Below are 24,425 nucleotides of genomic sequence, written 5' to 3' on the forward strand. Positions count from 1 at the left end.
CAAGGGCGCACGCGGATTGGTCCGTATGAGGTCGTCCGGTCAGGCCGAGAGCCACCATGGGCTCGAGTAGGCCACTCCCCAGTCGTTGCAGGGGTGCCCGGCCGGGCCGGGCGACGCGTTGGCCTGGGCCGGGTCGGACACCCTGAGGACCACCCAGGCGCCGTCGGCCAGGTCGAGCGGCACGGTGAACTCGGCGGTCACGCCGGCCGTCGTGTCGATCACGTCGACCACCTGCGGCGCCCGCGAGCCCGGCCGCAGCACCTGCAGCCGCAGCGGCTTGCCGGCCCATTCCGGCCCCCGGTCGAGGTCGACCGCGAACCGTACGTCGCCCTGGGCGACCGGCAGGCTGCCGCCCATCCGTACGCCGTCGGCCGTGGCGTCCAGCCGCAGGCCGCTGACCCGGGTGGCGAAGAAGCGCCGCGCCCGCATGGCCTCGAGCACGCCGTTGCGGGTGTTCTCGGCGACCCACAGACCGGTGCGCCCCTTGCCCTCGGGGAAGCCCCAGTCGGTGCCGTGCTCGTCGGTCACGCCGGTGAGCCCGGTGCGCCAGCCGGCGTTGAGGCACGCGTTCAGCGGCGAGCTCTGCCCGTTCGACCAGCCGTCGAAGAGGTAGTCGTCGCCCCGGTTGAACATCTCGAGACCGACCATCTGGTCGCGCAGGCTCGCGTCGTACGAGAAGTCGTTGAACCGCAGCAGCTCGCGGCCGGGGTGGTTGAAGCCGCTGATGCCGCCCGCCCCCTCGATCCAGTCGTAGAGCCGGCCCATGCTCGAGGAGCCGCCGAGGTCGGTGAAGCCGCCGGTGTACCAGACGTTGACGTGCCCGAGCAGCGGGTGCGACCACTCGAAGCCGCGCAGCGCGGTGTAGACGCCGGGCACGTTGGCCGCGTCGGCCAGCTGCCCGGCCCGTCGCCACTCCGACGACGAGAGCCCCTCGACCGCGAAGAGCGTGGTGTGGTCGGTCAGCGCGGCGACGTCGAGGCCGGCCGAGCGCATCGAGGCGAAGGCGTTGGCCGGGTCGCCGTCGCCGTCCGACATCAGGGTGTGGTTGTGCAGGTCGGCGTGGACCAGCGCGGTGCCCTGGGTGAGCCGCGAGGTGCGGGAGGCGCCGGTGGCCCGCTTCGGCGAGCCGTCGACGGCGACGCCGGCGGTGGCCGCGTGCGCGGTGCCGGGCGTGGCCGCCAGCATCAGCAGGCCGCCGGACGCCGCGAGCAGGGATCGGCGGGTCAGGGGATCGGGGGAGTGGTGGTGGTGTTCGTGGCCGGTCATGGCCCGAGCATCCCAAGGCAGCGACAGCGATGGATGTCTCAGCGGTGAACGGTGGTCTGCCAGAGGCTGTCGTCCGAGGCGAGCAGCACAGTGGAACCGCGGGCGGCGACGGCGACCGGCTCGGCCGGGGCCTCGCGCCGCTCGCCGGCGATCCACAGGCCACCGCCGGCGACGACGCTCCGGCCGTCGGCGACAGCCAGCGACCGTACGCCCCGGGGGTCGCCCGGAAACGTCTCGGTGACCCGCCACTCGCCGTCGTGCCGCCGCCAGACCTGGAAGTCGGCGCCGTCGAGGCCGGCCGCGAGCACGTCGTCACCGTCACGGACCGCCCGCTGCATCTCGCCGAGCTCGGTGTCCCGCGCCCAGGAGCCGGTCCAGCCGCCGGTCCCCACGATCAGCCACCGGCCGCCGGGCAGCGCCACCACGTCGCGTGCGGCCGTGCCGGCCCGGCCGGACTGGCTCAGGGTGAAGGTCGTGCCGTCCGGCGAGAACCAGGCCGCCGCGCCGCTCGTCCGGTTACCGGCGATCGCGAAACCGGCCGGGCCGGCGGCGATCGGGCCCACGTCGACGGCCTCGTCCCCGCCGTACGTCTCGAAGGGCGCCGCGTTCTCGGCCAGGCTCCCGTCGGGCCGGCGGTGCCAGGTGCTGACCCGCGGGCTGCCGTGCGCGCCGCCGGGTGTGGCGCCGACCAGGACGACCCGGTCACCGGCGCAGGCGACGCTCCGGATCACCTGGCGCGGGCCGTAGTAGCTCTCCGGCCGGGGCGCGAAGGACACCGGCCGCCACGGTGGACCGGTCCACGCGGCCGGACGGGTCGTCTCCCCGGTCCTGACCGCTCCGACTGCCCACCACTGCCCACCGCAGTCGGCGACCTCGCTGAGCACGACAGTTCCGTCGGCCGGCAGATCGATCCTGGTCCACGCGGGCTCTTGCGGCGCGTTGCTGCAAGCGGCGAGCAGCAGGGCAACCAGCGTGAAAGAAAGCGACCACCTCACGTAAGCACCGAGCAATCTGCCGGAAACAATGGACCAAACCTTGTGGACTACGTCACAGCAATCTTATGGTCACAGCCACGCTCCCGCTCACCCCGCTTGCTCCCGCTCACCCCGCTTGCTCCCGCTCACCCCGCTTGCTCCCGCTCACCCGCTTGCTCCCGCTCGCTCCGCGAAGAGAAGAGTTCGTCGATGTTTTTGGAACTCCGACGGCCCGTCGCCGTGGCCGTCATAGCGTTGAGTGCCGTGGCGGCCGTCCCCGCCGGCGCTGCCCAGGCCGCCCCCGCCGCCGCTCCCTCGGTCACCCGGGCCGCGCTCGCCCCCGCGCTCGTCGCCGGTCGCGGCGCCACGGTGCCCTTCCTCGAACAGGAAGCCGAGCGGGCCCGGACCAACGGCACGGTCATCGGGCCCGACCGCACCGCCTACACGCTGCCCGCCGAGGCGTCCGGCCGGTCCGCCGTCCGCCTCACCCCCGGTCAGTACGTCGAGTTCACCGTGCCCAGGGCGGCCAACGCGATCACCGTGCGCTACAGCATCCCGGACGCGGCCACCGGCGGCGGCCTGACCGCCCCGCTGGCCGTCAAGGCCGGCAGCGCCAGCCGGACGATGACGCTGACCTCGCAGTACTCGTGGCTCTACAACCAATATCCGTTCACCAACGACCCGAACGCCGACCTGCTGCACCCGGACTGGTGGATCACCGAGTGCGCCTGCGTGCCCGCCGCCACCACGCCCACGCCGGTGATCACCAAGCCGTTCCGGCCGAGCCACTTCTACGACGAGCAGCGCCTGCTGCTGGGCCGCACGGTCAAGGCGGGCGAGAAGGTCCGCCTCACCGCGTCGTCGGCCGTGCCCTGGACGGTCATCGACCTGCTCGACTCCGAACTGGTCGGCCTGCCCCACGTGAACCTGGCCGCCGCCAACGTGCTGGCCTTCGGAGCCGACCCGACCGGCCGGCGCGACTCCGCCCCCGCGTTCGACAAGGCCGTCGCGTTCGCCCGCAAGACCAACCTCAAGGTGTACGTCCCGCCGGGCACCTTCCAGGTCAACCGGCACATCATCGTCGACGACGTGACGATCGAGGGCGCCGGCAACTGGTACACGATCATCCGGGGCCGCGAGGTCGCGCTCAGTGAGCCCGCGCCCGACGGCTCGGTGCACACCGGCGTCGGCTTCTACGGCAAGGACGCCAAGGACGGCGGCAGCCGCAACGTGCACCTCTCCGGCTTCACCATCCAGGGCGACGTCCGCGAGCGCATCGACACCGACCAGGTCAACGGCGTCGGCGGCGCGATGAGCGACTCCACGATCAAGGGCCTGTACATCCGGCACACCAAGGTCGGTCTCTGGTTCGACGGCCCGATGGCCAACACCCGGGTCGAGAACAACATCATCGTGGACCAGATCGCCGACGCCCTGAACTTCCACACCGGCGTCACCGGCTCGTCGGCGCGCAACAACTTCGTCCGCAACAGCGGCGACGACGGCCTGGCCATGTGGGCCGAGAAGACGACGAACGCCGGCAACACCTTCGACCGCAACACCGTGCAGACGCCGGTGCTGGCCAACGGCATCGCCATCTACGGCGGCCGGGACACCACGGTGTCGAACAACCTGATCGCCGACCCGATCCGCGAGGGCAGTGCGATCCACGCCGGCGCCCGGTTCGGGGCCGAGCCGTTCACCGGCACGCTGAAGATCACCGGCAACACCACGGTGCGCGCCGGCACGTACGAGCTGAACTGGAACATCGGCCTGGGCGCGATCTGGATCTTCGCGCTCGACCGCAGTATCGAGGCCGACATCCAGGTCACCGACGACCACTACCTGGACAGCACCTACAACGCGATCATGATGGTCTCGGACTGGCCGGTGAAGGACCTCTACTCGATCCCGAACGTCCACTTCAAAGACCTGAAAATCGACGGTACGGGTACGAGCGTGCTGAGCGCTCGGGTGGCCGGCGGCGCGACCTTCGAGAACGTCGACGCCCGCAACGTCGGCGCGGTCGGCGTCAACAACTGCGGCAGCTTCGGCTTCACCCCGGCCGGCTCCGAATTCACCGTGACCGACCGTGGCGGCAACGACGGCGGCTGGCTCGCGCCGTGGCTGCTGCCCAACACCATCACCTGCGACGACCGGCCCCCGGTGGTCGCGCCTCCGGCCCCCGCTCCCTGGTAGCCGATGCGGCCGTCCCGTCCGAACGATTCGGGCGGGACGGCCTGGTCTTGGTAGCCTTTTCCGCTGGGAGTCGTCAGTCGGGAGAGTTACGTTGAGTCACACGCTGTTGGTCACCGGTGGTGCCGGTTTCGTCGGTTCCGCACTGATCAAGACCCTGCTCACCGACTATCCGGCGGCGGCGGTCGTGTCGCTCGACAACTACTTCACGGGCGTCCCGGAAAACCACGTCAACGACCCCCGCGTCACCTACCTCGACGGCTCCACCGCCGACCTGGCCAAGATCTGGGCCGATCGCGGCCTGCCCAGCCCCGAGATCGTCTTCCACCTCGGCGAGTACTCCCGGATCGTCACCTCGTTCGAGGACCACGACCTGACCTGGGACTACAACCTCCTCGGGACCAAAGAGGTGGTCAAGTTCGCCTCGGCCGCCGGCGCCAAGCTGATCTACGCCGGTTCGAGCTCGAAGTTCGGCAACGACGGCCAGGACGAGCACCTGAACCCGTACGCGTGGACCAAGGCCAAGAACATCGAGTACATCAGGAACTACGCCAGCTGGTACGGCCTCGACTACGCCATCACGTACTTCTACAACGTCTACGGCCCCGGCCAGATCACCAACGGCAAGTACGCGACGGTGATCGGCATCTTCGAGGACAAGTACCTGCGCGGCGAGCCCCTGCCGGTCGTCTCCCCCGGCACCCAGACCCGCGACTTCACCCACATCGACGACATCGTGCGCGGCATCGTCCTGGTCGCCCAGAAGGGCAGCGGCGACGGCTACCTGCTCGGCGCCGGCCACGAGTGGCCCCTGATCGAGGTCGCCCAGATGTTCGGCGTCCCCTACGAGCTGATCCCCGCCCTCCGCGGCGAACGCATCCGAGGCCAGGCCGACATCACCAAGGCCGCCGAGCTGGGCTGGCGCCCCGAACGCAGCCTGGACGAATACATCGCCGCCTTCGTGGCCGCCAACCCGCGCTGAGAGCTATACGCCGCTCGCGCTGCCGGCCAGCCCTGGTCCGGCTGTCCCTCCGCGCAAGCGCGGCGGGACAGCTGCTGTTCCCCGCCTTCCTGTCGGCTTGGCAAGTCGGTCGGCAGGCTCGCTCGGTGTGCTAGTGCAGTAGCGCCTGATAACTACAGTCACCCATCGATGGCAATCATCGCTTGGTGGGGAGACACATGGCGCCGCCCAAATCGCGAGGAAGCGGCGGAGGCGGTGATGACGGTCCGCCGCCCGCGCCACGTCCCAAGCCCGGCGGCGAGGGCGACGACAGCGTGGCGGCTCAGCAGGAGATGGCGTCGGCGCGGCTCCGAGCGGGGCGGGCCGGCGAAGCGTCCGGGAACATCGGCCGTGACCGACACACCAACGGTGACGTCGCGCTCAGCGCGGTCCGGCCAGACGTCGTAAGCCCACGCGGCTTTGTCGACAATGTCGTCAGCGAACCACGGTCGGTGGCGGGAAAATCAGCCCAGGACATCGCCGACCAATTCACCGCTGCCGGTCACGTGGCTCATGTCGAGCAGAGCACCAAGAGGGGAACTTCGCTGCGGGCGCAGCAGGTACGTATCGAAGGGCATCCCGAGGTCACGAACATTCAAGTTCACCCCGGCGGCGGTCGGCACACGCCGGAAGGGTCGCCGTATTGGAAGATCTCCACGAGTACCCAGGGAAAGATCTGGGTCGTACCGAGGGATTTCCGGGGCGCTGACGAACTGGGCGGGAAAGTGGTGCGCTATGACGAATAGCCTGATCAAAGTCGACCGGGTCCGCTCGGTGGACGAGGCCGTCGAGCTCGAGGGGTGGGGCGCCGACCTGCTGGGGGTCGACCTGACGCCCGATCCGCGCTTCGACGACGGTCGGGAGATCTCCGTCGAGCAGGCCGTGGCGATCGACACCAGGCTCGCGCGGGCTTCGGTGGTGCCGGTACTGGATCTGGCCGGCGACCCGATCCGGGTTCTGCGGATCGCGGAGGCTGTGCACGCTCGGATGGTGCAGCCCGTGCGGCGCATGATTCCCCCGGCCGACATCCGGGCCAGGCTCAGCGACGCCGGTATCGGCATCGTCTACGGCAGCATCGAGATCGCCCACGACGACGACCCTTCGTGGGTGCTCAGCGACTATCTCGATGCCCCGGATCTGCAGGCGTCCTTCTTCCAGGCCGACGTGCTGCCGGAGTATCGCGACTCCTGGGCGTTCCTGCGCGACCGCGCCCCCGAGTACGAAGAGGAATTCCAGATCGCCGACCTGAACGAGCTGGCCGGCCGTCACCCGACGATCGTGGGACTGGATTACACACCGGGCAACGTTCGCGAAATCATCGACGCCCTTCCCCTCGTACGGGGCCTCGTCCTCACCCTGGCCGAGCGCGCGAACCGCAGCGACGTGCGTTTCCACTCCTACGCCGAGACGCTGGGGGTGCTGCGGGCGATGAAAGGTCAGGCGAGATGACGGAGGGATACGCGGCCGACCTCCAGCAGATCCGCGCTCATGCGGCGAAACTCGAGGCTTTGCGCCGGCGGACGGGAAGCATTCGAGCCGCAAATGCGGCGGCGGAGCGCATCCGTCGAGCCGGGCGCCTCTAGGTTTTGGCCATGGCGGGACACCGTGCCCGCCGACGGGTCGAGTTTGCGGGCGACCTCAGCCTCGGCGGCATCGTGCCACTCGTACGGGAACCGCGCTCAGATGGAGCCGGCGCTAGCTCGCGCCGACGCCTCGCAGGCGCAGGTCGCCGGTTGCGACGCGGCGGGCTTGGGCCTGGTCGCGCAGCAGGGGCACGACCCAGAGGGCGACCAGGGCCACGGCCAGCACCGCGGCCGCGACGTCGGCCGTGCCGCGCCAGAAGAGGCCGGCCAGCCATGGGGTGAGGACGATCGTCCGGAGCAGTATCGCGAGTCCCATGGATGCCGGGTGCCCGGTCGTCTGACCCGATCGGGCCCGCGGTGGCCCCGCGGGGTCAGCCGCGGCAGCGGGGGAGTTTCACCTCCATCAGCAGGCCGGCCGGCGTGATCGGGAGCGCGCGCAGGGTGCCGCCCTGCGCCCTCGTCAGCTGGCGCACCACCCACAGGCCCAGGCCGCGGTCGTCCGGCGGGGGGCTCTGCCGGCTCATGGCCGTCATCAAGTCGGGGTTGGGACCGCCCTCGTCGGCCACGGTGAGCCGCAGCCGGCGGCCGTGCAGGCGGGCGGCGAGCCGGATCGGGCCGGGGGAGTAGCGCACCGCGTTGCCGACCAGGTTGATCAGGATCTGCCGGGTGTGCTGGGGATGCACCCGCCAGCGCATCGCGGCCGGGCTGGCCCGCACGCTCAGGCGGCCGGCCGGCGCGGTGGCTGCCACGACCGGCAGCACCTCGTCGAGCGGCGCCGGCTCGGGCGGTCGGGTGTTCATGCCCTGCGCGACCGCGGCGGCCTGCCGGAGGACCTCCTCGGCGTGCGCCACATGCTCGGCGGCCAGCTGGGACATCGCCGCCCGGCGCTCCGGGGAGGACTGGTGCTCGATGGCCTTCAACAGGGCCGACAGCGTGGCCATCGGCGGCCGCAACTCGTGGCAGACGCTGCGGAGGGCCAGTAGCGCGGCGTCGGGCTCGGCGGGGCGCGGCCTCACGCGCATGAGTCGGCTTCTTCCGGGAATGCGCGCGCCATGCGTGCTGGCATCAGGATCGCCATCGTGGACGACCACCCTCTCTTCGTCCGGGGACTCGAACTGCTGCTGCCCGAGGTCAGCGGCGGCCGGGCCACCGTGATCGACAGCACCGGCGACGCGGCCTCGGCGGCCGGGATGGTTCGCCGCTGCGTGCCCGACCTGGTCATGGTCGACCTGCACATGCCGCCACCCGGCGGGGTGCGGGCGATCGCCGCCATCCGGCAGGAGGCTCCCCGCGTACGCGTGCTGGCCATGTCGGGGGACGAGGACCCGGCGCCCGCGGTGCAGGCGCTGCGGGCCGGGGCCGAGGGTTTCCTGCCCAAGAGCAGCGAGCCGGCCGATCTGCTGCAGCCTCTGCTGGCCGCGCTGGACGGCTGGGTCGTGCTGCCGTCCGACCTGTTGCATTCGGTGATGGCCCAGTCGCCCGGGCCGCGGCGGATCTCCGTACCACTGTCCGAAGAGGAACGTGACCTGCTCCAGCTCATCGCGGCCGGGGCGTCGACCACCGAGATGGCCACCAAGCTGCACGTCTCGGAGCGGACCGTGAAGCGGCAGACCGCCACCCTGCTGCGCAAACTACGCGTCTCGACCCGGGCCGAGGCAGCCGCGCTGGCGGGCAGCGCCGGATTGCTGTGACCCCAGGTCGACATGGTCGGCGGGATTCCCGAGGCCTTCCGGATCAAACGGCGAAAGTACGGACGATCAGGAACACATTGAGCGCGATGATCAGAGCGGCGGCCAGCATGGCGACGGCCGTCGTCACCGGGTGGTTGGTCTGGTCGCCCATGATGTCGCGGCGCCGGGTCAGCCAGATCAGCGGCACCAGCGCGAACGGCACGCCGAACGACAGCACCACCTGCGACCAGACCAGGGCGGCGGTGGGGTCGGCCCCGATCAGCAGGATGACCATCGCCGGGGCCATCGTGACCAGCCGGCGCAGGGTCAGCGGGATGGTGCGGCCGATGAAGCCCTGCATCACCACCTGGCCGGCGTAGGTGCCGACGCTCGACGACGCGAACCCTGAGGCCAGCAGGGCGATGGCAAAGGCCAGGGCAGCGTACCGGTCGAGGGTGACGCCGAGCCCGGCGTGAATGCCTTCCAGGGTGTCGGTGCCGGGGATGCCGCTGCCGAAGAACAGTCGCGCGGCGATCGTGAGCATCACCAGATTGACCAGTCCGGCCAGGGCCAGCGCGACCAGCGTGTCGACGCGCTGGCAGCGCAGCACCGTGCGCCGCTGTTCCGGGTCGGCGGCGGCCGGGGCCCGCGACTTCGTCAGCGCGGAGTGCAGGTAGATCACGTGCGGCATGACCGTCGCGCCGAGGATGCCGGTGGCCAGCAGCAGGCTGTCGGTGCCGGAGAACGTCGGCACGAGCCCGCCCGCGATCCCGGCGACGTCGGTGCCGGCCCGCAGCGCGTCGTAGACGAAGCCCAGCAGGATGACTCCGAGCAGACCGCCGATGACGGCCTCGAACCGCCGTACGCCCCGCTTCTGCAGACCGAGCAGCGCGAACGCCACCACACAGGTGATCAGCCCGCCGACCGGCAGCGGGATGCCGAAGATGAGATAGAGCGCCAGCGCCCCGCCGATGATCTCGGCCAGGTCGGTCGCCATGGCGACGAGCTCGGCCTGCACCCACAGCACCCGCGAGGTCCGGCGGGACAGGTGCTCGCGGCAGAGCTCCGGCAGGTCGCGGCCGGTGACCACACCCAGCTTGGCCGAGAGCGACTGGATCAGCATGGCCATCAGGTTCGCCGCCACGATGACCCAGACCAGCTGATAGCCGAAGGTGGCGCCGCCGGTGAAGTTGGTGGCGAAGTTCCCGGGGTCGGCATAGGCGATGGCGGCCACGAACGCCGGCCCGAACCAGGGGGCCACCCGCGCAACCTGTCGACGGATCGGGAGCGCGACGTCGAGAACCACCATGGCCGGTCCTGTCCCCCGATCGGGTGTCCCAGGAGTGCCACCGGCAGACCCGTCGGGGCCAAGGTTTATGCCTATGACCCCGGGGGATCCGGCGCGCCATGGACCAACGACGAACACCGGTGCTGGACGCCATCGAGCAGTTCCGGCAGGAAGACCGGTACACCTTCGCGCTGCCCGGACACCGCCTAGGGCTCGGCATCGACGACCGCACCGCTGCGGTCCTGTCCCGCGGCGCCTTCGAGGCGGACGTGATCACGGCGAAGGGCGCCGTGTCCGAGGCCGAAGCTCTGATGGCCGATGCGGTCGGCGCCAGGCAGGCTGTCTTCGCCACCTGCGGCTCCACCGTCTCGATGCACACCGCGATGCTCACCGTCACCGGGCCGGGCAAGAAGATCCTGGTCGACCGCAACGTCCACAAGTCGGTCGTGGCCTCGCTGATCCTGGCCGGGGCCCACCCGGTCTGGCTGCGGCCGCGCTGGGACCCGGAGAACCAGATCGCCCACCCGGCGAGCGCCGACGACGTCGCCGAGGCGCTGCGCCGCGAACCGGACATCTCCGCCGTCCTGATGATCACGCCGACCGAGTACGGCACCGGCGCCGACGTCCGGGGCATCGCCCGACTCGCGCACCGGCACGGCGTACCGCTGCTGGTCGACGAGGCCTGGGGCGCGCACTTCCCGTTCCACAACGACCTGCCCACGGCGGCCATTCAGGCGGGGGCCGACCTCGTGGTGCAGAGCCTGCACAAGGCCGACGGCGGTCTCTGCCAGGCGTCGATGATCCTGGTCGGTGGCGACCTGGTCGATCCGGTCGACCTGCGCCTGCGGCTCGACCTGCTCACCACCACCAGCCCGTCGGCGCTGCTCTACGGCTCGATCGACGGCTTCCGCCGCCGGATGGTGGCCGAGGGGCACCAACTGCTCGACGAGGCCCTGCGCCGGGCCAACCACCTGCGCGTACGTCTCGGCAAGGTGCCCGGTCTGGGCGTGCTGGACGAGTCGATCATCGGTCACGACAGCGTCGCCGAATGGGACGCCCTCAAGCTGTCGGTGGACGTGTCCCAGCTCGGGCTCACCGGCTATCAGGTCAAGGACTGGATGCAGGAGCGGCACCGGTTGCTCGTCCAGCTCGGCGACGCCCGGCGAGTGATCTGCTCACTGACCTATTCGGACAACGAGGTCGCGATGGAGCGGCTGGCCGGCGCCTTCGAACAGCTCGCGGCCGAGCCGCCCCGTCCCGACCGTCCCGCGCCGGCCGTTCCGGAACTGCACGACCTCGACCTCGACCAGGCGATGAACCCCCGCGAGGCCTACTTCGCCGCCACCGAGCAGGTCGCCGACCCGGCCGGCCGCATCTCGGCCGAGATGATCAGCCCGTACCCGCCCGGGGTGCCGGCCATCCTGCCCGGCGAGCGTTTCAACGAGGCGGTCGTCGACTATCTGCGGGCCGGGCTGGCCGCGGGCATGACGATCCCGGACAGCGCCGATCCCGATCTGAAGACGTTCCGGGTGGTGCGCGAGTGATGTGACACCGCCGGGCCACCGGCTGTCCCGCCAGGGACAGCCCTTCGGGTAGGTGAGGAGTGTTCCGCTTCCATCGACTTGGAGGACTTGATGTTCAAGCACGTCGACTACCTGCAGTTCCAGGCCAAGCCGGAGAAGCCGGACGCCCTCTTCGCCGCCAAGCTCCAGGAGCTGGTGGGTGGCCAGTTCGGCGAGATGACCGTGATGATGCAGTACCTCTGGCAGGGCTGGAACTGTCGCGTGCCCGGCAAGTACAAAGACATGATCATGGACATCGGGACCGAGGAGATCGGTCACGTCGAGATGCTGACGACCATGCTCGCCCGGCTGCTCGAGGGCGCTCCCAGCGAGACCACCGAGAAGGCGGTCGCCGCCAACCCGGTGCTCGCCGCGGTGATCGGCGGCATGAACCCGCAGCACGCCATCGTCACGGGCGGCGGAGCGCTGCCCCGCGACGCGGCCGGCGTGCCGTGGAACACCGGTTACATCATCGCCAGCGGCAACCTGCTGACCGACTTCCGGTCGAACGTGGCCGCCGAGGCGCAAAGCAGGCTGATGACCAGCCGCGTCTACAACATGACCGACGACCGCGGCGTCAAGGACATGCTCCAGTTCAACCTGGCGCGTGACACCTACCACCAGCAGCAGTGGCTCCTCGGCATCGAGCAGCTGATCGCGGACGGCTTCACCGACTCCCCGATCGAGCAGTCCAACGCCGACGTGGAGAAGGACTTCGCCCGCCGCACCTTCTACAGCTTCGACCCGGAGAGCACCGCGGGCGAAGGCCGCTGGGCCCAGGGCGAGACCCTGCTCGGCGACAAGATCGACTACGTCCCCGACGCCCAGCCCCTCACCGACGACAAGCCGCTGGGCCCCGCCCCCGACCCCAAGCTGTACGTCACCTACGACGGCTCCATGGGCAAGGGCAAGCCCGGCACCGGCGCGGCCGCCCACGGCCAGGGCGTCGCCAACGTGGTCAACAAGATCAAGGGCGCCCTCGACTAAGTCCTGGATCAAAGAGCAGCCGTACGGCCGGGCGGTCCCACCGCCCGGCCCGGTTGTGTGCGCACTTCGGGGCCGCGGGTGTCACCGGACGGTCATGGCCAGGACGGTCGAGGCAATCGGCAGCGCGCCGAGGCCGACGGCGTACAGGCCCAGAATGGCTTTCCGGCCGGCGCGGTAAGACAGCGGAGGATCGCCGGCGTGGCCGGCCGGGACGCGTATACGTTCGGACGTGGCCGGTTGTCCGAGCGGTGATCTGCTGCGGTCCTCGTGCGCCAGCCACAGCAGGAGGTCGGCTCGGCGGTGGCCGTCGTCATCAGTGTCACGGTCCGAGGTGACATACCGGACCTTCTCGCGCGCGACCCGTTCCAGACGGTCCACCAACGGTCGCAGGTTCCGGTCGATCAACCACGCTCGGGCCTCGTCGCCGTCGGCCGGCCGGCCGACGATCGAGTCGTTCAACAGGTCGCCCTTGGTGATCACCACGGCGATCCGGTCAAGGGTGGATCGGTCCTTCAGAATCTTCAGCAGAACGGCCCGAAGGACGTCGACGGGATCGTCCCGCGACGGATCGGGACCGGTGGCAGTGGGTCGGCTGTCCCGGACAACCTCGTGCAACTCGGCCACCGCGCCGGGGTCCACGACAACCATCAGGCTGCGAACGTGCCGTAGGTAACCAAGGCGCGTCGTCCGGCTCTCGTCTCGGAACAGCTCGCCGGCCGCGTCGAAGATGGTCAGGATGCGTCCTCCCCGGCCGACCCGGGAAACGTCGGCCACGACGGCCGTGGGCATGTCTCGCTGGGTCGGCCGGGTATTGCCGGCCCGCAGTTCCTGGTGGCGACGCTCTTGCTCGTTGTGTTGTGCGGGGTCGGTGATGGTGACAGCGCCGTGAAACGACCCCGTCAGTTCGTGCAGGGCCAACGTGAGATACGTGGTCTTGCCGGCGCCCGTGCCCCCGATGATCGGGATCGGCTCGATCGGCACCCGTCCGGTGCGGGCCGGCAACTGCTGGTGACAGTGTGGGCAACGTGCGGTCAGCCGGTGCCGACCGAGCACCGTCGCGGTCGGCAGACGCCGGTTGCACAATCGGCAGACGTGCCACAACACGCCGAATCGATTGGGTCGCAGGTCGGTGTGCACGTGGGGATCGGCCGCGTCCCGCGTTCCCGGGCACAGGTACTCGGCCTGATTGATCTTTCGCCAGCAGGAGCTGTGTGGGCAGGTCGTCCGGATCCGGCGACGCCACCCCAGGGCGGCGTCCACTCCTCGGAGCAGCCACCCGGCGGCCCAGCGCGATCCACTGAGCAGCAGCCAGATCACGGCGAGCAGGACCGCTACCACCGCGCTGGAGATGGCCAGAACCGCCACCGCCAGTCCCCAGCCCAGCCGATAAGCCAGACGTACAGGAATCAAGAGCTGCTTGGTGCCCGGCCGGGCGAACCAGTGGGCGGCGTCGTTGGAGGCTCGTTCCAGCCGTGCGCGCGCCGTTTCCGCGCCTTGGCCCGACAACTGCTTGAAGTCCGGCCACAGCCGGTGCTGAAGATAGGGCGGATACGTGGTGCCTTCCTCGGAGGCACTGCCGGCAGGTGCGTTTCGCACCCCGTCCAGCAGGGCCCGGCCGCCCTGCACGCTGACCATCACGAGCGAGACGATCGTCACCAGTGGAAAGAGCAGAAACAGGAGGACTACCGCGGCCACCAGGACGTAGAAGACGAACTTGTCCATGCCTTCACGGAAACGGGTGACGCCTGAGTCCTGATCACCCGTTTCGCTCATGACGGCCTCCGGAACAAGTGGCGCCGAGGCTTGTTCACTTGGTCGATCCGATCGACGGCCTTCCGCATCGGGCCGTCCGGCGCCGAGGACGCGAAGGCGGCCAGCGGCGCCCGGAGGGAGGGACCGACGGCTCGCACGCCTTTGGGTGACACCTGCAGCATCCAGGCGGCCACGGCGTCGAGGACGCGCCGCGCGGTCACGGGACCGGCGGCTCCGTACCACTGGCCGATCGCCCGGGCGCCTTCTCTCGCTTCGCGTTCGTCGGTGCCGTCCAGCGCGGCGAGACCGAGGACCAGAACCGCGTCGACCATGGCGCCCACCGGCCTGCCGGCGCCGGGGAACTCCTGCAACCGTCGCGCCAGCATGACCGGCGCCGTACCGCTCACGGCGTAGGTCGCCCAGGCGCGGCTGCACAGTTCGAGCACCTCCGGCGATGCCGGCGGTACGGGGCGCGGGTGCCCGGGCCGGCCGAAGATCTCCAGGCAGTTCTCGGGGGTCGGCGGCACCTCCCAGATGTGCTTGAGTGCCGAGACCACCGAGACGTGGGCGGAGACGAGTGCCAGCGCGCGACGCGAGCATTCGATCCGCCGCTTCGGCACCCGTCGCGCGATGTCGACGAGCACGACCAACGCGATCCGCGGGGTTGCCGTCAGGTCACGGTCCTCGAGGCCCAGGCGAGCCTGCGGAGTCAGGACACGGTCCATCACCTCGGTCGGGGCTTCCTCCAGTCCACCCAGGACGCCCGCGAGGATCAGCTCCCGCGGATACTTCGGCATGGTGAGGACCTTCACGAGGTCGACCGTTCCGCGGCGTCCGCATCCGACCGCGGCCCGGCGGATGTCACTTTCCGGGCACACCCCGGTGAGCTGGTCGGCCAGCGTCACCAGGTCGGTCAGCTCATCCACCGATGTGATCGAGTTGAGGGCCGTGATCAGCATCCCGGCCGCGGCGTCCTTGGTCGCGGCCGACAGCGACCTGACTCGCGGCACCCGGGATTGCCGGGCCGGCACCCGGCAGACCGCCTCGACACAGTGCAGGACCGCCGACTCGGCGAATCGCTGCTGTCCGGCCGCGGCGGCCGACTCGGCCACCGTGGCGTACGCCTCGAACGTCCAGCCGACGCCGAGTTCCCGATGCTGCCAGTCGTCGTCGGGGAAGTGGTGTGCCCCCACCCGCAGCGCCTCGGTTATCGCCTTCGTGCCCGCCAGCCGGAGCAGGTCGGCCGTGCTCTCCCCGGGTCGGCTCAACAGCCCCAGAATCGCCGCGTACTCATGGTGCTGTGGCATCGCGACCGTGGCCAGCGAGCCCGCCATGCTGACGAGTTCGCCCAAGGCTCTGAGCTCCTCCGACGCCCACAACTGAGCGATCGAACGGGCGAAAATGCTCGAGGCTGTCGCCGGCGCCTCGAGCGACTCCGCAAAGTACGCGGGGCCACCCCCGACCGCGGCCCACACCGCCGGCGTGGTCCCGACGACAAGGGTGCCGGCGATGGCCGGATCGCCGCTGTACGTCACGAACGACAAGCGCTGGGCCAGGTCGGCCGGCAGCGAGTAGGAGACGGCGGCGATCCATCTGACAACGTCGGGGGCCTCGTCGGTGACGATCACGATGCGTCCTCGATGTCCGCCCAGCAGGGGCAGCACCGCCTCGATCAGGGCAGCGAGGAAATGCTCGGCGCGGGGGCCGGCCTGGCGAAGCCAGGACATGACGCGCACCGGGTCGACTTCGGTTCCCGGCAGCGCGGGCTGAGCCGGCGGAAGGTTGTCGTCCGGCAGCCGCGCCGGCGGCGTCGCGGTCGACCACGCCGACTGCCAGAGCTCGATCGGCCGGAGCCCTTCGATCTCGTCCGGGGTGGTGAGGACGGCATGGCCGAGGAAGTTGCCGGGCCGGCCCATGAAGTCCTCGCCGTGCGGCCGGCATTCAGCGAAGACGAGGCCGAGTTCGGATGGCGCGTACGAGAAAGCCACGGGCAGCCGAGCCTCGTCCTCGGCGACCAGGTCGATCGGAGTGTCGGGCGGCGCTTTGTACCTCAGCCACGGGAGCACGGCGTCGCGCATCGCGGTGCCGGCACCGGCCGAAACAGCGACGAACTGCCACCCCGAGCGAGCTTCGAGCCCGGCCGACGTGCTCATGTACCAGAACTCGTACGCCATCAGACCAGTCCGATCTCGCCGATGAGCCAGACGAACGGGTCGGTGACCCGGTGGGGCCGCACGCCGAGACTGTCGACCTTGCCCTGGTCGATCGCCGCACCGAGCGATGAGACTCCGAAGTACCCGCTGCGCCGGTAGTGCAGCGACAGGAACTGTTCGAGGTCGGCATTCCAGCTGTGCAGGAGCGACCGAACTTGCTCGTCGACCGACTCGCGGTCGTCACTGTCCGGGCTACGTCGACGGTGCATCGCGGACTGCGTTGTCAGCCGTTCCGCGAGTGCGTCGATCTTGGTCAAGGTGACGGCTATCGGCGGTGACTTCCTCCCCGGTGCGCGGCGGGGGCGGGTCACGTACTCCAGAACCGTACGAGGGCCGGGAACCCGGTGGCGCGCTTGGGCCGGCAGCCGATCGGCCAGGTCCGCGCCGGAATCAAGATGCTCCGGGTCGACGAGCAGAATCAGGGCCGCGGCCTCTCTGAGGTAGCCACCGATGTACCTGGTGTGCTGCTCATCAGCCACGTCGTCGCCCGCTGTGTCGTAGAACAGCAGGAAGCCGAGTTTCTGGTGTCGCGAGTCCGTTCCCCGCTCCCACCGGAAGATCAGCGGGTCTCGGGGATCGGCCGGCGTCTCCACTTGCGTCCCCGGTAACGCGATGCCGTTCTCGAAAAGCCGGGTCTCCATCTCGAGATAGCGGCGTGCTGTGTCGTCGTCAGCGTCACTGAACCCCGCGTGCAGTTCCGGGGCGACGACCTTACTGATCAGCCGGATGAGGACGGTGAGGTACGTGCTTTTCCCCGAGCCGGCACCTCCGACGATCGCCACGACATAGCTGCGGGACTCGCAGTAGTTGGTGGGCAGGCGGCGTCCGCAGAGGCAAACCCGCTCCTCGATCTCGTGGCGTTTCGGGCACACTGTCGGCTGTCGCAAGAATCGGCCCCGGATCGGCTGGCAGCCGTGATGTTCGGAACAGCGATAGAGAATGTCGGTGGTCGCCCGTCGCCGGCGGCAGTACGGACAGAAGATTTTCACCGCCGCTCACCCCACTGACGCTGCCGGCCGATGGGCGGATCGATCAGTTCGACGTCCGACTCCGGGGCGAAACACCGCACCCATCTCACCGTGGCGGCCGGCGGTCCGACCGTCAGCCGATAGGGCGTCTCTCCGTCCAGGACGACGTCCGAAAGTCGTTCCCGCACCAGCCCGTCATCCCCATGCAGCGGTTGGCGGTCGGTCGCGGTCACCACGAGCAGCCGGGGAATGCGCACCTTGGTCGGGCTCACCAGGCCGATGTCGATCCCGCCGTCCGGAGTCCGGTCCAGCGTGTACCGCACGAACGGGCGGGCGGCCACCTGGGCATCGGCGGCGGCTCCCCGTTTGCGCTCGCCGGCCCACACCCCGATCGGGAAAACACGCACCGTGGTGGCGGCGCCCGTCGCCGGTATCCAGACGCCACCCCGGTTCTCGTACGAGCCTCTGGTCACGGCTTGGCGGCCGTCAGTTCCGTCGGTCGCCGTCCAGCTGACCTCGGCCTCGAGCAGGCCGACCGGCCAGCTCCAGGACACCTGAATGTCGGTTCCCCGGCGTAGCACCGTGGGCGGCTCGCCGATCGAAGGGATCGGCGCGTAGGTCGTTCGTGCACCGTAGGTTCGCCAATCGCCGGAGACGGTGACCGCGTAGACCCAACCTGGTCGGTTCGGCATCATCATCTCGATGTGAGTGCCGCCGACCATGGTGCCGGCTTCTTCAAGGCCCTGACCCCGGAGAGTCGTACCGAAGGCGGGCGGCTCGGAGCGGGAGAAGGCGATCATCAACTCGCCGCGATCCGGATGATCGAACTTCACGCTGAGCCGACCGGGTGTCGCCGCGTATCCGACGTCCAGCCGCCGCACCGCCTCCCCCGCACGCGTCGTGGAAACAGTCACCCGGCGCGGCGCCGACGTGCCTTCCTGGTAGCGGGCCAGCACGTCGTACTCGTACGTCGGGCCGGCCGAGACATCGGTGTCGGTGTAGCTGTAGCCGCGTACCTCCCACGGTTCGGCTCGGTCACCACAGCGGATCATGACTGCCTCCGCCCCCGGAGGAAGCTGCCAGGACAAGATGATGCGGTCGGCCTCGAATCTGCCGTTGAGCCCGGTGACCGGCGGGAGAACTCGAACGCTCTCGGCGGGACGTGGGGCAGACGACACACCGTTCCGTTCGGCGACGACCGCGTACCACACGGTTTGTCTCACGGGCGGCCGGTTGTCGATCGCGCTGAAGGCATCAGCGCCCGGTTCCGTCTCGACGGGACGGAAGTCGTCCTTGGCCGAGATCTTCCTGACCACCCGGTACGTCACGTCGTCCGACGGCGGCCCGGCCGGCGTCCAGCGAATCTCCACGCTGAGGTCTCGCACGGTCACCTCGACCTGCTCCGGCGCCGGCGGCGGGAACCGTCGCCACGCCTCCGCAACACCGGGCAGATCCGGCACCCACGTCTCGGCGTAGTGAAGCAATTGCCACGCAAGCTCGGGTTTCTCTTCCCGGCCGGCCTCCTCAAGCCACTCCTGGGCCTGCTCGACCCGTCGGGTCAGCCAGACAGCGGCGCGTTCCAGCTCCTTGTCGCGACGGTCGGGCGGTAGATTCCGAACGTAGGTATAGGAGCCATAGCAGCGGCCGAGGTCAAGGTCGGACTGCAAGTGCTCCAGTGCCGGTCGTTGCTTCGGCGTGCTTTCGGCATCGATGGCATACGCCAGCCGTCGTACGTCTTCCTCGACCAGCCCCCACTTTCGGAGCGCCGCCATCAGGTCCGATCCGGCGCGACGCGTCTTCCGCCCGTGCTCGGCGATCTGCCAGAGGAACAGGTGCCGCAGATCGCCGGCCGTCAAAGGTTCCAGTGCGGACCAGACAGTCCTCAGCTCGCCCGGCCTTCGCCGAGCGGCCGCTGCCACCGCCGCCTCATCGAGCCGGATCTCAGGTCGATCAGCGACCTGCACGTCATCGCCCAGCACGCCGAGAATGTCAGCGAGCGCGTTGTCACCCGCCCAAAGCAGGTCAAGGACGTGCCGTGCGCCGGTGCTGACGATGACCTGCTGGACCTGGGTCGCCCGCAGCAGCGGCGTCAGAACCGGCAGTGAAGCGGGCTCTTCCAGATAGATGCCCAGTTCGTCGACGAGGCGCTCGAGGTCCTCGGCAGTGAGGCCGGACTCCTGCCGGATCCGCTCGGCGTCGCTGCGCCGGCAGATCTGCCAGGAACCGGCGATCCCGGTGATCCTGTTCCGCGGGTCCCGGGAGGCGTCGCGACTGTCCTCGACGACATGCTGAATCTCGAAGAGCCGATCTTCAAGGGGATCGGCGAAGACGGCCTCGTACTTGGTCTTGTGCTCATTCTGGAGCCACCGGAGCAGGGCAAGATACTCGTACTCGTTTCGCACCTGTAGTTCGCGCCAGAAGTTCACCGTCCAGTCGACCCGTTCACGGACGTGTTCCGGGTCGGTCGGGTTGTCGATCAGGTAGCGGCGACCGAGGTCCTCCAGAATGCGCCGGTCCTTGACCGCGAGATCCAAGTTCTCGCGGTATCGCACCTCATTGTCCTTGGCCGGGCCGAGCGGGCTCGTCGCGATGCGGAACCGGAGCCCCCGCACGTCGGCGAGCATTCGCGGAGTCTGGTCCTGCGCCAGATTCTGCATGGCCTTGTGCAGGTAGCGGTCCAGGTCGTCGACCGTGACGAAGCCGTCGCGGTCGACGTCGGCGGCGCCCCCTTCCAGCCCGGCAACGAGAGCGCCGGTGAACACCGACCGGCCTTCATTCTCGTAGGCGGTCTCCCGGGAGGCCGCGGCAGCGATGATCACTTTGCCGCCGCCTCCGTCGGGCCGGCCGAGCACCTGGCCGACGTACTTCTCGACGGGCTCGAGCGGCCCCCCGAAGGCACGAGCGGCGTAACAACAGTCGAGGATCACCACAAGCCGGCGGGATCGGCATTCCCGGATCAGCCGGTGAAGGGTGTCGGCGTCGAGGCCGGTGTCCGGGCTGCCCGGGTCGGTGTCGGCTGCGGCCAGATAGAACATGCCGTCGCGGGCGACGAGCCCATGGGTCGCGATGTGCACCAGCGCCACCTCGTGGTCCGTGACCTCGGAGAGGAAGGCACTCAGGCGACTGACCAGCGCGAACCGATCCGGGTTGACCAGCACGCTCTCGACCGCGTACTCGCCGATGTCAGGGCGGCGCAGAACGTTCGCCAGTCGCTCCGCGTCGGCGAGCGGGGCGGTCAGCGTAGGGATCCCCGAATGTTCGAAGTCCTGAACGGCGACAACCAGAGCCCGCCCGTAGGCCGCCACCCCGGCCTACTCGTCGTCTTCGTCGTCGTCGAACAGTTCCAGTGCTTTCGCGATGTCGTCATCGCTAGCGCCTTCGACGACCAGTTCCCGGCCGCCCGAAGTGAGCCGGACAACTCGGGCGCCTCTGTCCCGGCCGCGCCACTCGCCGACGAGTTTGACGATCTCGGTGATCAATTCGATGGTGGGCTTCAAGCTCACGATCAGCGCGCCGATCTCGACCAGGTCGACGCCTCGGCCTCCCGGTGGAGCGGGCTTCGTCGGGACAGTGACCGCGAGGCCGAGATCCGCCAAGCTCCGGCGGATCTCCTGAGTCGACGACTCGAGACGTAGATCGGGTCCCGGTTCGTCCAGGTCGATCTGCAGGGTACGCATGGAGTCCGCGTTCACCAGGTCACTCCCGTCGCTGTGGGTCATCGTGACGTCACCAGAATGATCTAAGTGATCGATCATGCGCAATGCCCAGCCGGACATCTCTGTTCTCGCGTTGTTGAGCTGGTCGATGATGGGCCGCATGCAACCCAGCCGCCGAGCCGATCGTCATGGGGGTGTGAGACGAGACAGAGGCTCGGGCCGGACCGAGCGAGACGAGCAGTTCCACGATTTCGTGGTCAGCCGGCGCCCTCGGCTTCTGCACACGGCCACCCTGCTGACCGCGGGCGACATCCACCTGGCCGAGGACCTCGTCCAGGCAGCGCTCACCAAGCTGTACGTCGCCTGGCCGGCCTTCAAGCGAGCCGACAACCCGGACGGGTACGTGCGTCGCGTGCTGGTCAACGCGTTGATCGACGAGAAGCGGCGGGTCTGGCGGCACCGCGAACGCAGCATGGCCGTCCTCCCCGACGTCCCCGGTGACACGCCGGCCGGCGCCGGAGCCGCGGGCGAGGCCGTCAAGCAGGCGCTGCGTGAACTGCCGCCCCGCATGCGGGCCGCCGTGGTGTTCCGCTACTTCTACGACCTCGACGTGGCAGCGACGGCGGACGCGCTCAGCTGCTCGGAGGGCAACGTCAAGAGCCAGACGGCCCGCGCTCTGGATCGTCTCCGAGCCGCCCTGCACGACAGCGTCCGACCCACCTTTCTCAGCCAGGGAGCCACCCCATGACCGACCTGCGTGACCACTTCCGCAACATCGCCGGTCCCGTCCCCGACCCCACCGAAGACCAGGTGGAGGCCGACCTCGCCCGCGGCCGCCGCGCCCTGCGCCGCCGCCGGGTCGTCCAGGCCTGCTCCGGTTCGGCCTTCGGTGTCGCCGCCCTGGCCGCGGCGATCGCGGTCGCCACGAGTACGGGAACTCCCAGCGCACCGGCCGACCGGACCACCGCCGCCACGGTTGCCGTACAGCTCGTCGCCTACAAGGGTGAGCAGCCCGAAGGCTTCACCGTCGACAAGGTCCCCGACGGCTGGTACGTGCACACGAGCGAGCAGGGCTTCCTGACGATCGCCCCCGAGAAGGCGAAGCCCGGCGCCGGCTTTGACAACCCCCAGTCGTTCGAAAACAAGATCACCGTCATGCTCGAGTCCAAGGACCAGAGCGGACCGGGACGCGAAGGCAAGACCGTCAAAGTCGGCGACCAGGAAGGCATCCTGCTCAAGAGCCTGGAACCGGCCGACGCCAACGGCGACAGCGGCTGGTCGCTGTGGGTCAAGCAGCCGTCCGGCATCTACCTGATCGTCCAGGTGTGGCAGGGGCTCGGCCTGACCGAGGCGCAGATCGTCGAACTGGGCGCCGGCGTCCACGTCCTCAAGGACGCCAAGCAGGGCGTCGGCTGACGCTCAGCGCAGAACAGCCCGCGGCGTCCCCGCCGCGGGCTGATGCTCACACCTTGTCGTGCGCAGCTCGCAGTGCCGAGGCCCGAGCCTGATCGGCGGCGGCCCGCCACCGGCCGATTTCCTTGATCGCCCCGTCCAGCTGCAGCTGCAGAGCCCGCAGCCGCTGATCCACAGCCATCCCGGTGGCCGCCACATCGCCCGTATCAAGCTCGATCCGTCGCCGCGGCGCCTCCCCGGTCACCTCCTCGACCGCCCGCGCGGCCCGCTCGATCGTCCGTCCCAGCCCCGGCCCCTTCGCGCGGATGTCGTCGACGAGCTCGGTGCGACGCCGGCGGGCGGCTTCAGCCTCGTGCCAGCTCTCGCTGTCACGCACGGGCTTACCCTTGGGCGCCTCGGTCCGGAGGGTCGCCGCGATGGCCCGGCGCATCCCCTCGCAGGCCCGAAGCGCCTTGTCGCAAGCCCGTACGGCATCCAGCAGCGCGCGGAAGCCGGGGTCGTCGCGGGTCAGGATCGGGTCGAGAAGCCCGTCCATACGCTGCGCATACTTGGCGTACGCGGCCTCGGCCTCCGCCAAGGTCTTCTCGGCGGCACGGCGGGCATCGCGAGCGCGCCGGTATCGCTGGGTGCGGCCGTCGTCGGCACTGAACAGGCCGCCCAACATCCGATCCCGCCAGTCGGTGCCGCCGGACGACTCGGCCAGACCACGCTCGGCCTCGTCGAAGCCGCGCCGGGCCGCCGCGAGGTCCTTCTGAGCCGACCGCAGCAGCGCGAGATGCGGGGCCAGCAGAGTGCGATCCCGGTCGCTCAGCACAGGTCCACGCTCCTGCTTCGTGGGAACACCTAGCCGGCCTGGGAGTCGATCTCCCGCTGGTCGGCGGCCCGGTCGCGTTCATCGGCTTGAGCGTCCCGGGAATCAGCGAGGCGGTCACGGGCGTCGGCGGCACGGTCCCGGGCCTCCGCGGCCCGCTCCCGCTCGTCGGCCTGCCCCTCCCGCAGCCGGTGCCGGCCGTCGCGCGTTTCCTCGCGGGCGTCACCAACCCCTTCGCGCACGTTCAGCTCCAACTCGCGAATGGTGGCCCGGGTGTCCCGAACTTCCAGGTCAACCACATGCTGGTCATCATCACGCTGCTCATCCGACGCGGACCCGGCCGCGCGAACCGACTGCCGCACCTCATCCGACGGCACCTCCCCACTGCGGTACGCGTCCGCCGCCGCCGTCTCCGCCGCCGCAAAAGCCCGCTCACGCTCAGCATGCTCCGCCGCGCCGGGAAGGTTCGGTGCGGCGCGGTCATGGATGTCGGCGCTCATGGCGGCGGTCTCAGCAAACTCATCGGCCCGCTCCGCCAGAGCCTCGAAATTCTCAGCCATCTTGTCGGCCGCGGCGGACATCCGGGCGCGGGCTCGCTGGTGGTCGCTCTCCTCCATGCCAGCGACTATCCACCACTGACGAGCCTGACACCATCACGGGTGGCCGTCATCTGCCCGCGGCGTCAGCTCTCGCCTGCTGGACGGGCTGAGGGAAGGCGGGGCTTGGAGAGTGAAGCGTCCTGCGTCTGACCGGCCGGTCGCCGAGCTCGGAAGCGCGATACAAACCCGCGGACGTGCCTGAAGCAGGACTCATGATCGGTGGTCAAGGCTCTGACCTGGTGCCCCCGGTAGTGTCCTGGCTCAAGACATAGGAAACCCCTGTCTCAAGTCATCGGAAACTGGTGTGTCGGGACATAGGAAACTTTGGATGACGGTGATCGTCGCGGGGTGTCCTTAGCGCGTGTCGTGATCACTGCCGTTGTCCTCGAGGGTCGTAGCCAGGCCGAGACCGCCCGCGCCTACGGCGTGTCCAAGGGCTGGGTGTCAAAGCTCATCGCCCGGTATCGGGCCGAGGGTGAGGCTGCCT

22 protein-coding genes are annotated in these 24,425 nt (G+C 69.7%); 10 read left to right on the forward strand and 12 right to left on the reverse strand.

Annotated elements, in window-relative coordinates:
- Positions 1–39 precede the first annotated feature (39 nt).
- Positions 40–1,266, reverse strand: coding sequence for a CehA/McbA family metallohydrolase (locus HJC40_RS19100; RefSeq protein ID WP_250002463.1), 1,227 nt, complete (start codon positions 1,264–1,266; stop codon positions 40–42).
- A 38-nt stretch (positions 1,267–1,304) separates the two neighbouring features.
- The gene (locus tag HJC40_RS19105; protein ID WP_250002464.1) at positions 1,305–2,261 is read right to left on the reverse strand and encodes a hypothetical protein; all 957 of its coding nucleotides are present in this window, start codon (positions 2,259–2,261) and stop codon (positions 1,305–1,307) included.
- 189 nt (positions 2,262–2,450) lie between these two features.
- Between HJC40_RS19105 and HJC40_RS19110 the strand changes: the two genes are divergently transcribed.
- From HJC40_RS19110 to HJC40_RS19125, 4 genes are all read left to right on the forward strand, one after another.
- Positions 2,451–4,439: a glycosyl hydrolase family 28-related protein gene (locus HJC40_RS19110; protein WP_250002465.1), complete on the forward strand. Its 1,989-nt coding sequence runs from the start codon at positions 2,451–2,453 to the stop codon at positions 4,437–4,439.
- A gap of 91 nt (positions 4,440–4,530) precedes the next feature.
- The gene (locus HJC40_RS19115; protein ID WP_250002466.1) at positions 4,531–5,418 is read left to right on the forward strand and encodes an NAD-dependent epimerase/dehydratase family protein; all 888 of its coding nucleotides are present in this window, start codon (positions 4,531–4,533) and stop codon (positions 5,416–5,418) included.
- 197 nt (positions 5,419–5,615) lie between these two features.
- Positions 5,616–6,182, forward strand: a complete 567-nt coding sequence (locus HJC40_RS19120) for a hypothetical protein (protein WP_250002467.1) — start codon at positions 5,616–5,618, stop codon at positions 6,180–6,182.
- Positions 6,172–6,885: a hypothetical protein gene (locus HJC40_RS19125; RefSeq protein WP_250002468.1), complete on the forward strand. Its 714-nt coding sequence runs from the start codon at positions 6,172–6,174 to the stop codon at positions 6,883–6,885. Before HJC40_RS19120 ends, HJC40_RS19125 begins: the two co-directional genes overlap by 11 nt.
- Positions 6,886–7,131: 246 nt before the next feature.
- On the opposite strand, the gene HJC40_RS19130 is transcribed toward HJC40_RS19125, so the two are convergent.
- Both HJC40_RS19130 and HJC40_RS19135 read right to left on the reverse strand, forming a co-directional pair.
- A complete protein-coding gene (locus tag HJC40_RS19130; RefSeq protein WP_250002469.1) occupies positions 7,132–7,335 on the reverse strand; it encodes a hypothetical protein in 204 nt (67 codons plus the stop codon).
- Between the two features lie 55 nt (positions 7,336–7,390).
- Entirely contained in the window at positions 7,391–8,041 is a 651-nt protein-coding gene (locus tag HJC40_RS19135) for a sensor histidine kinase KdpD (RefSeq protein ID WP_250002470.1), read from the reverse strand.
- A gap of 57 nt (positions 8,042–8,098) precedes the next feature.
- On the opposite strand from HJC40_RS19135, the gene HJC40_RS19140 reads away from it, so the two are divergent.
- Complete coding sequence (locus HJC40_RS19140) at positions 8,099–8,710, forward strand: response regulator transcription factor (RefSeq protein ID WP_250002471.1); 612 nt, start codon at positions 8,099–8,101, stop codon at positions 8,708–8,710.
- A 43-nt stretch (positions 8,711–8,753) separates the two neighbouring features.
- On the opposite strand, the gene HJC40_RS19145 is transcribed toward HJC40_RS19140, so the two are convergent.
- Positions 8,754–9,998, reverse strand: coding sequence for an Nramp family divalent metal transporter (locus tag HJC40_RS19145; RefSeq protein WP_250002472.1), 1,245 nt, complete (start codon positions 9,996–9,998; stop codon positions 8,754–8,756).
- 98 nt (positions 9,999–10,096) lie between these two features.
- On the opposite strand from HJC40_RS19145, the gene HJC40_RS19150 reads away from it, so the two are divergent.
- A complete protein-coding gene (locus HJC40_RS19150) occupies positions 10,097–11,521 on the forward strand; it encodes an aminotransferase class I/II-fold pyridoxal phosphate-dependent enzyme (RefSeq protein WP_250002473.1) in 1,425 nt (474 codons plus the stop codon).
- A 90-nt stretch (positions 11,522–11,611) separates the two neighbouring features.
- Positions 11,612–12,526: a manganese catalase family protein gene (locus tag HJC40_RS19155; RefSeq protein WP_250002474.1), complete on the forward strand. Its 915-nt coding sequence runs from the start codon at positions 11,612–11,614 to the stop codon at positions 12,524–12,526.
- Between the two features lie 81 nt (positions 12,527–12,607).
- On the opposite strand, the gene HJC40_RS19160 is transcribed toward HJC40_RS19155, so the two are convergent.
- The 5 genes from HJC40_RS19160 to HJC40_RS19180 all read right to left on the reverse strand — a co-directional run bounded on the left by HJC40_RS19160 (position 12,608) and on the right by HJC40_RS19180 (position 21,277).
- Complete coding sequence (locus HJC40_RS19160) at positions 12,608–14,299, reverse strand: hypothetical protein (protein ID WP_308200916.1); 1,692 nt, start codon at positions 14,297–14,299, stop codon at positions 12,608–12,610.
- Positions 14,296–16,452 (reverse strand): hypothetical protein, encoded by a 2,157-nt coding sequence (locus HJC40_RS19165; RefSeq protein WP_250002475.1) that lies wholly within the window; start codon positions 16,450–16,452, stop codon positions 14,296–14,298. The genes HJC40_RS19160 and HJC40_RS19165 overlap by 4 nt, the downstream gene beginning before the upstream one ends.
- On the reverse strand, positions 16,452–17,378 hold the full coding sequence (locus tag HJC40_RS19170; protein WP_250002476.1) for a hypothetical protein: 927 nt from the start codon (positions 17,376–17,378) through the stop codon (positions 16,452–16,454). Before HJC40_RS19170 ends, HJC40_RS19165 begins: the two co-directional genes overlap by 1 nt.
- A 98-nt stretch (positions 17,379–17,476) precedes the next feature.
- Positions 17,477–20,764 (reverse strand): caspase family protein, encoded by a 3,288-nt coding sequence (locus tag HJC40_RS19175; RefSeq protein WP_250002477.1) that lies wholly within the window; start codon positions 20,762–20,764, stop codon positions 17,477–17,479.
- A gap of 6 nt (positions 20,765–20,770) precedes the next feature.
- Positions 20,771–21,277 carry a hypothetical protein gene (locus HJC40_RS19180; protein ID WP_250002478.1) on the reverse strand — a complete coding sequence of 169 codons (507 nt, stop codon included), beginning with the start codon at positions 21,275–21,277 and terminating at the stop codon, positions 20,771–20,773.
- 34 nt (positions 21,278–21,311) lie between these two features.
- Here HJC40_RS19180 and HJC40_RS19185 point away from each other — a divergent pair, with 34 nt between their 5' ends.
- Entirely contained in the window at positions 21,312–21,863 is a 552-nt protein-coding gene (locus HJC40_RS19185) for a SigE family RNA polymerase sigma factor (protein ID WP_250002479.1), read from the forward strand.
- Entirely contained in the window at positions 21,860–22,531 is a 672-nt protein-coding gene (locus HJC40_RS19190) for a hypothetical protein (RefSeq protein WP_250002480.1), read from the forward strand. The genes HJC40_RS19185 and HJC40_RS19190 overlap by 4 nt, the downstream gene beginning before the upstream one ends.
- Positions 22,532–22,577: 46 nt before the next feature.
- Here HJC40_RS19190 and HJC40_RS19195 read toward each other — a convergent pair whose 3' ends face one another.
- Together HJC40_RS19195 and HJC40_RS19200 are read right to left on the reverse strand one after the other, a co-directional pair.
- Positions 22,578–23,342, reverse strand: coding sequence for a hypothetical protein (locus tag HJC40_RS19195; protein ID WP_250002481.1), 765 nt, complete (start codon positions 23,340–23,342; stop codon positions 22,578–22,580).
- A 29-nt stretch (positions 23,343–23,371) separates the two neighbouring features.
- Positions 23,372–23,956 (reverse strand): hypothetical protein, encoded by a 585-nt coding sequence (locus HJC40_RS19200; protein WP_250002482.1) that lies wholly within the window; start codon positions 23,954–23,956, stop codon positions 23,372–23,374.
- Positions 23,957–24,304: 348 nt separating this feature from the next.
- On the opposite strand from HJC40_RS19200, the gene HJC40_RS46620 reads away from it, so the two are divergent.
- The coding region (locus HJC40_RS46620; RefSeq protein ID WP_374272182.1) for a helix-turn-helix domain-containing protein at positions 24,305–24,425 on the forward strand (121 nt) is incomplete at its 3' end.

Origin of the sequence: Actinoplanes sp. M2I2 (assembly GCF_023544445.1) — a bacterium.
GTDB lineage: Bacteria > Actinomycetota > Actinomycetes > Mycobacteriales > Micromonosporaceae > Actinoplanes.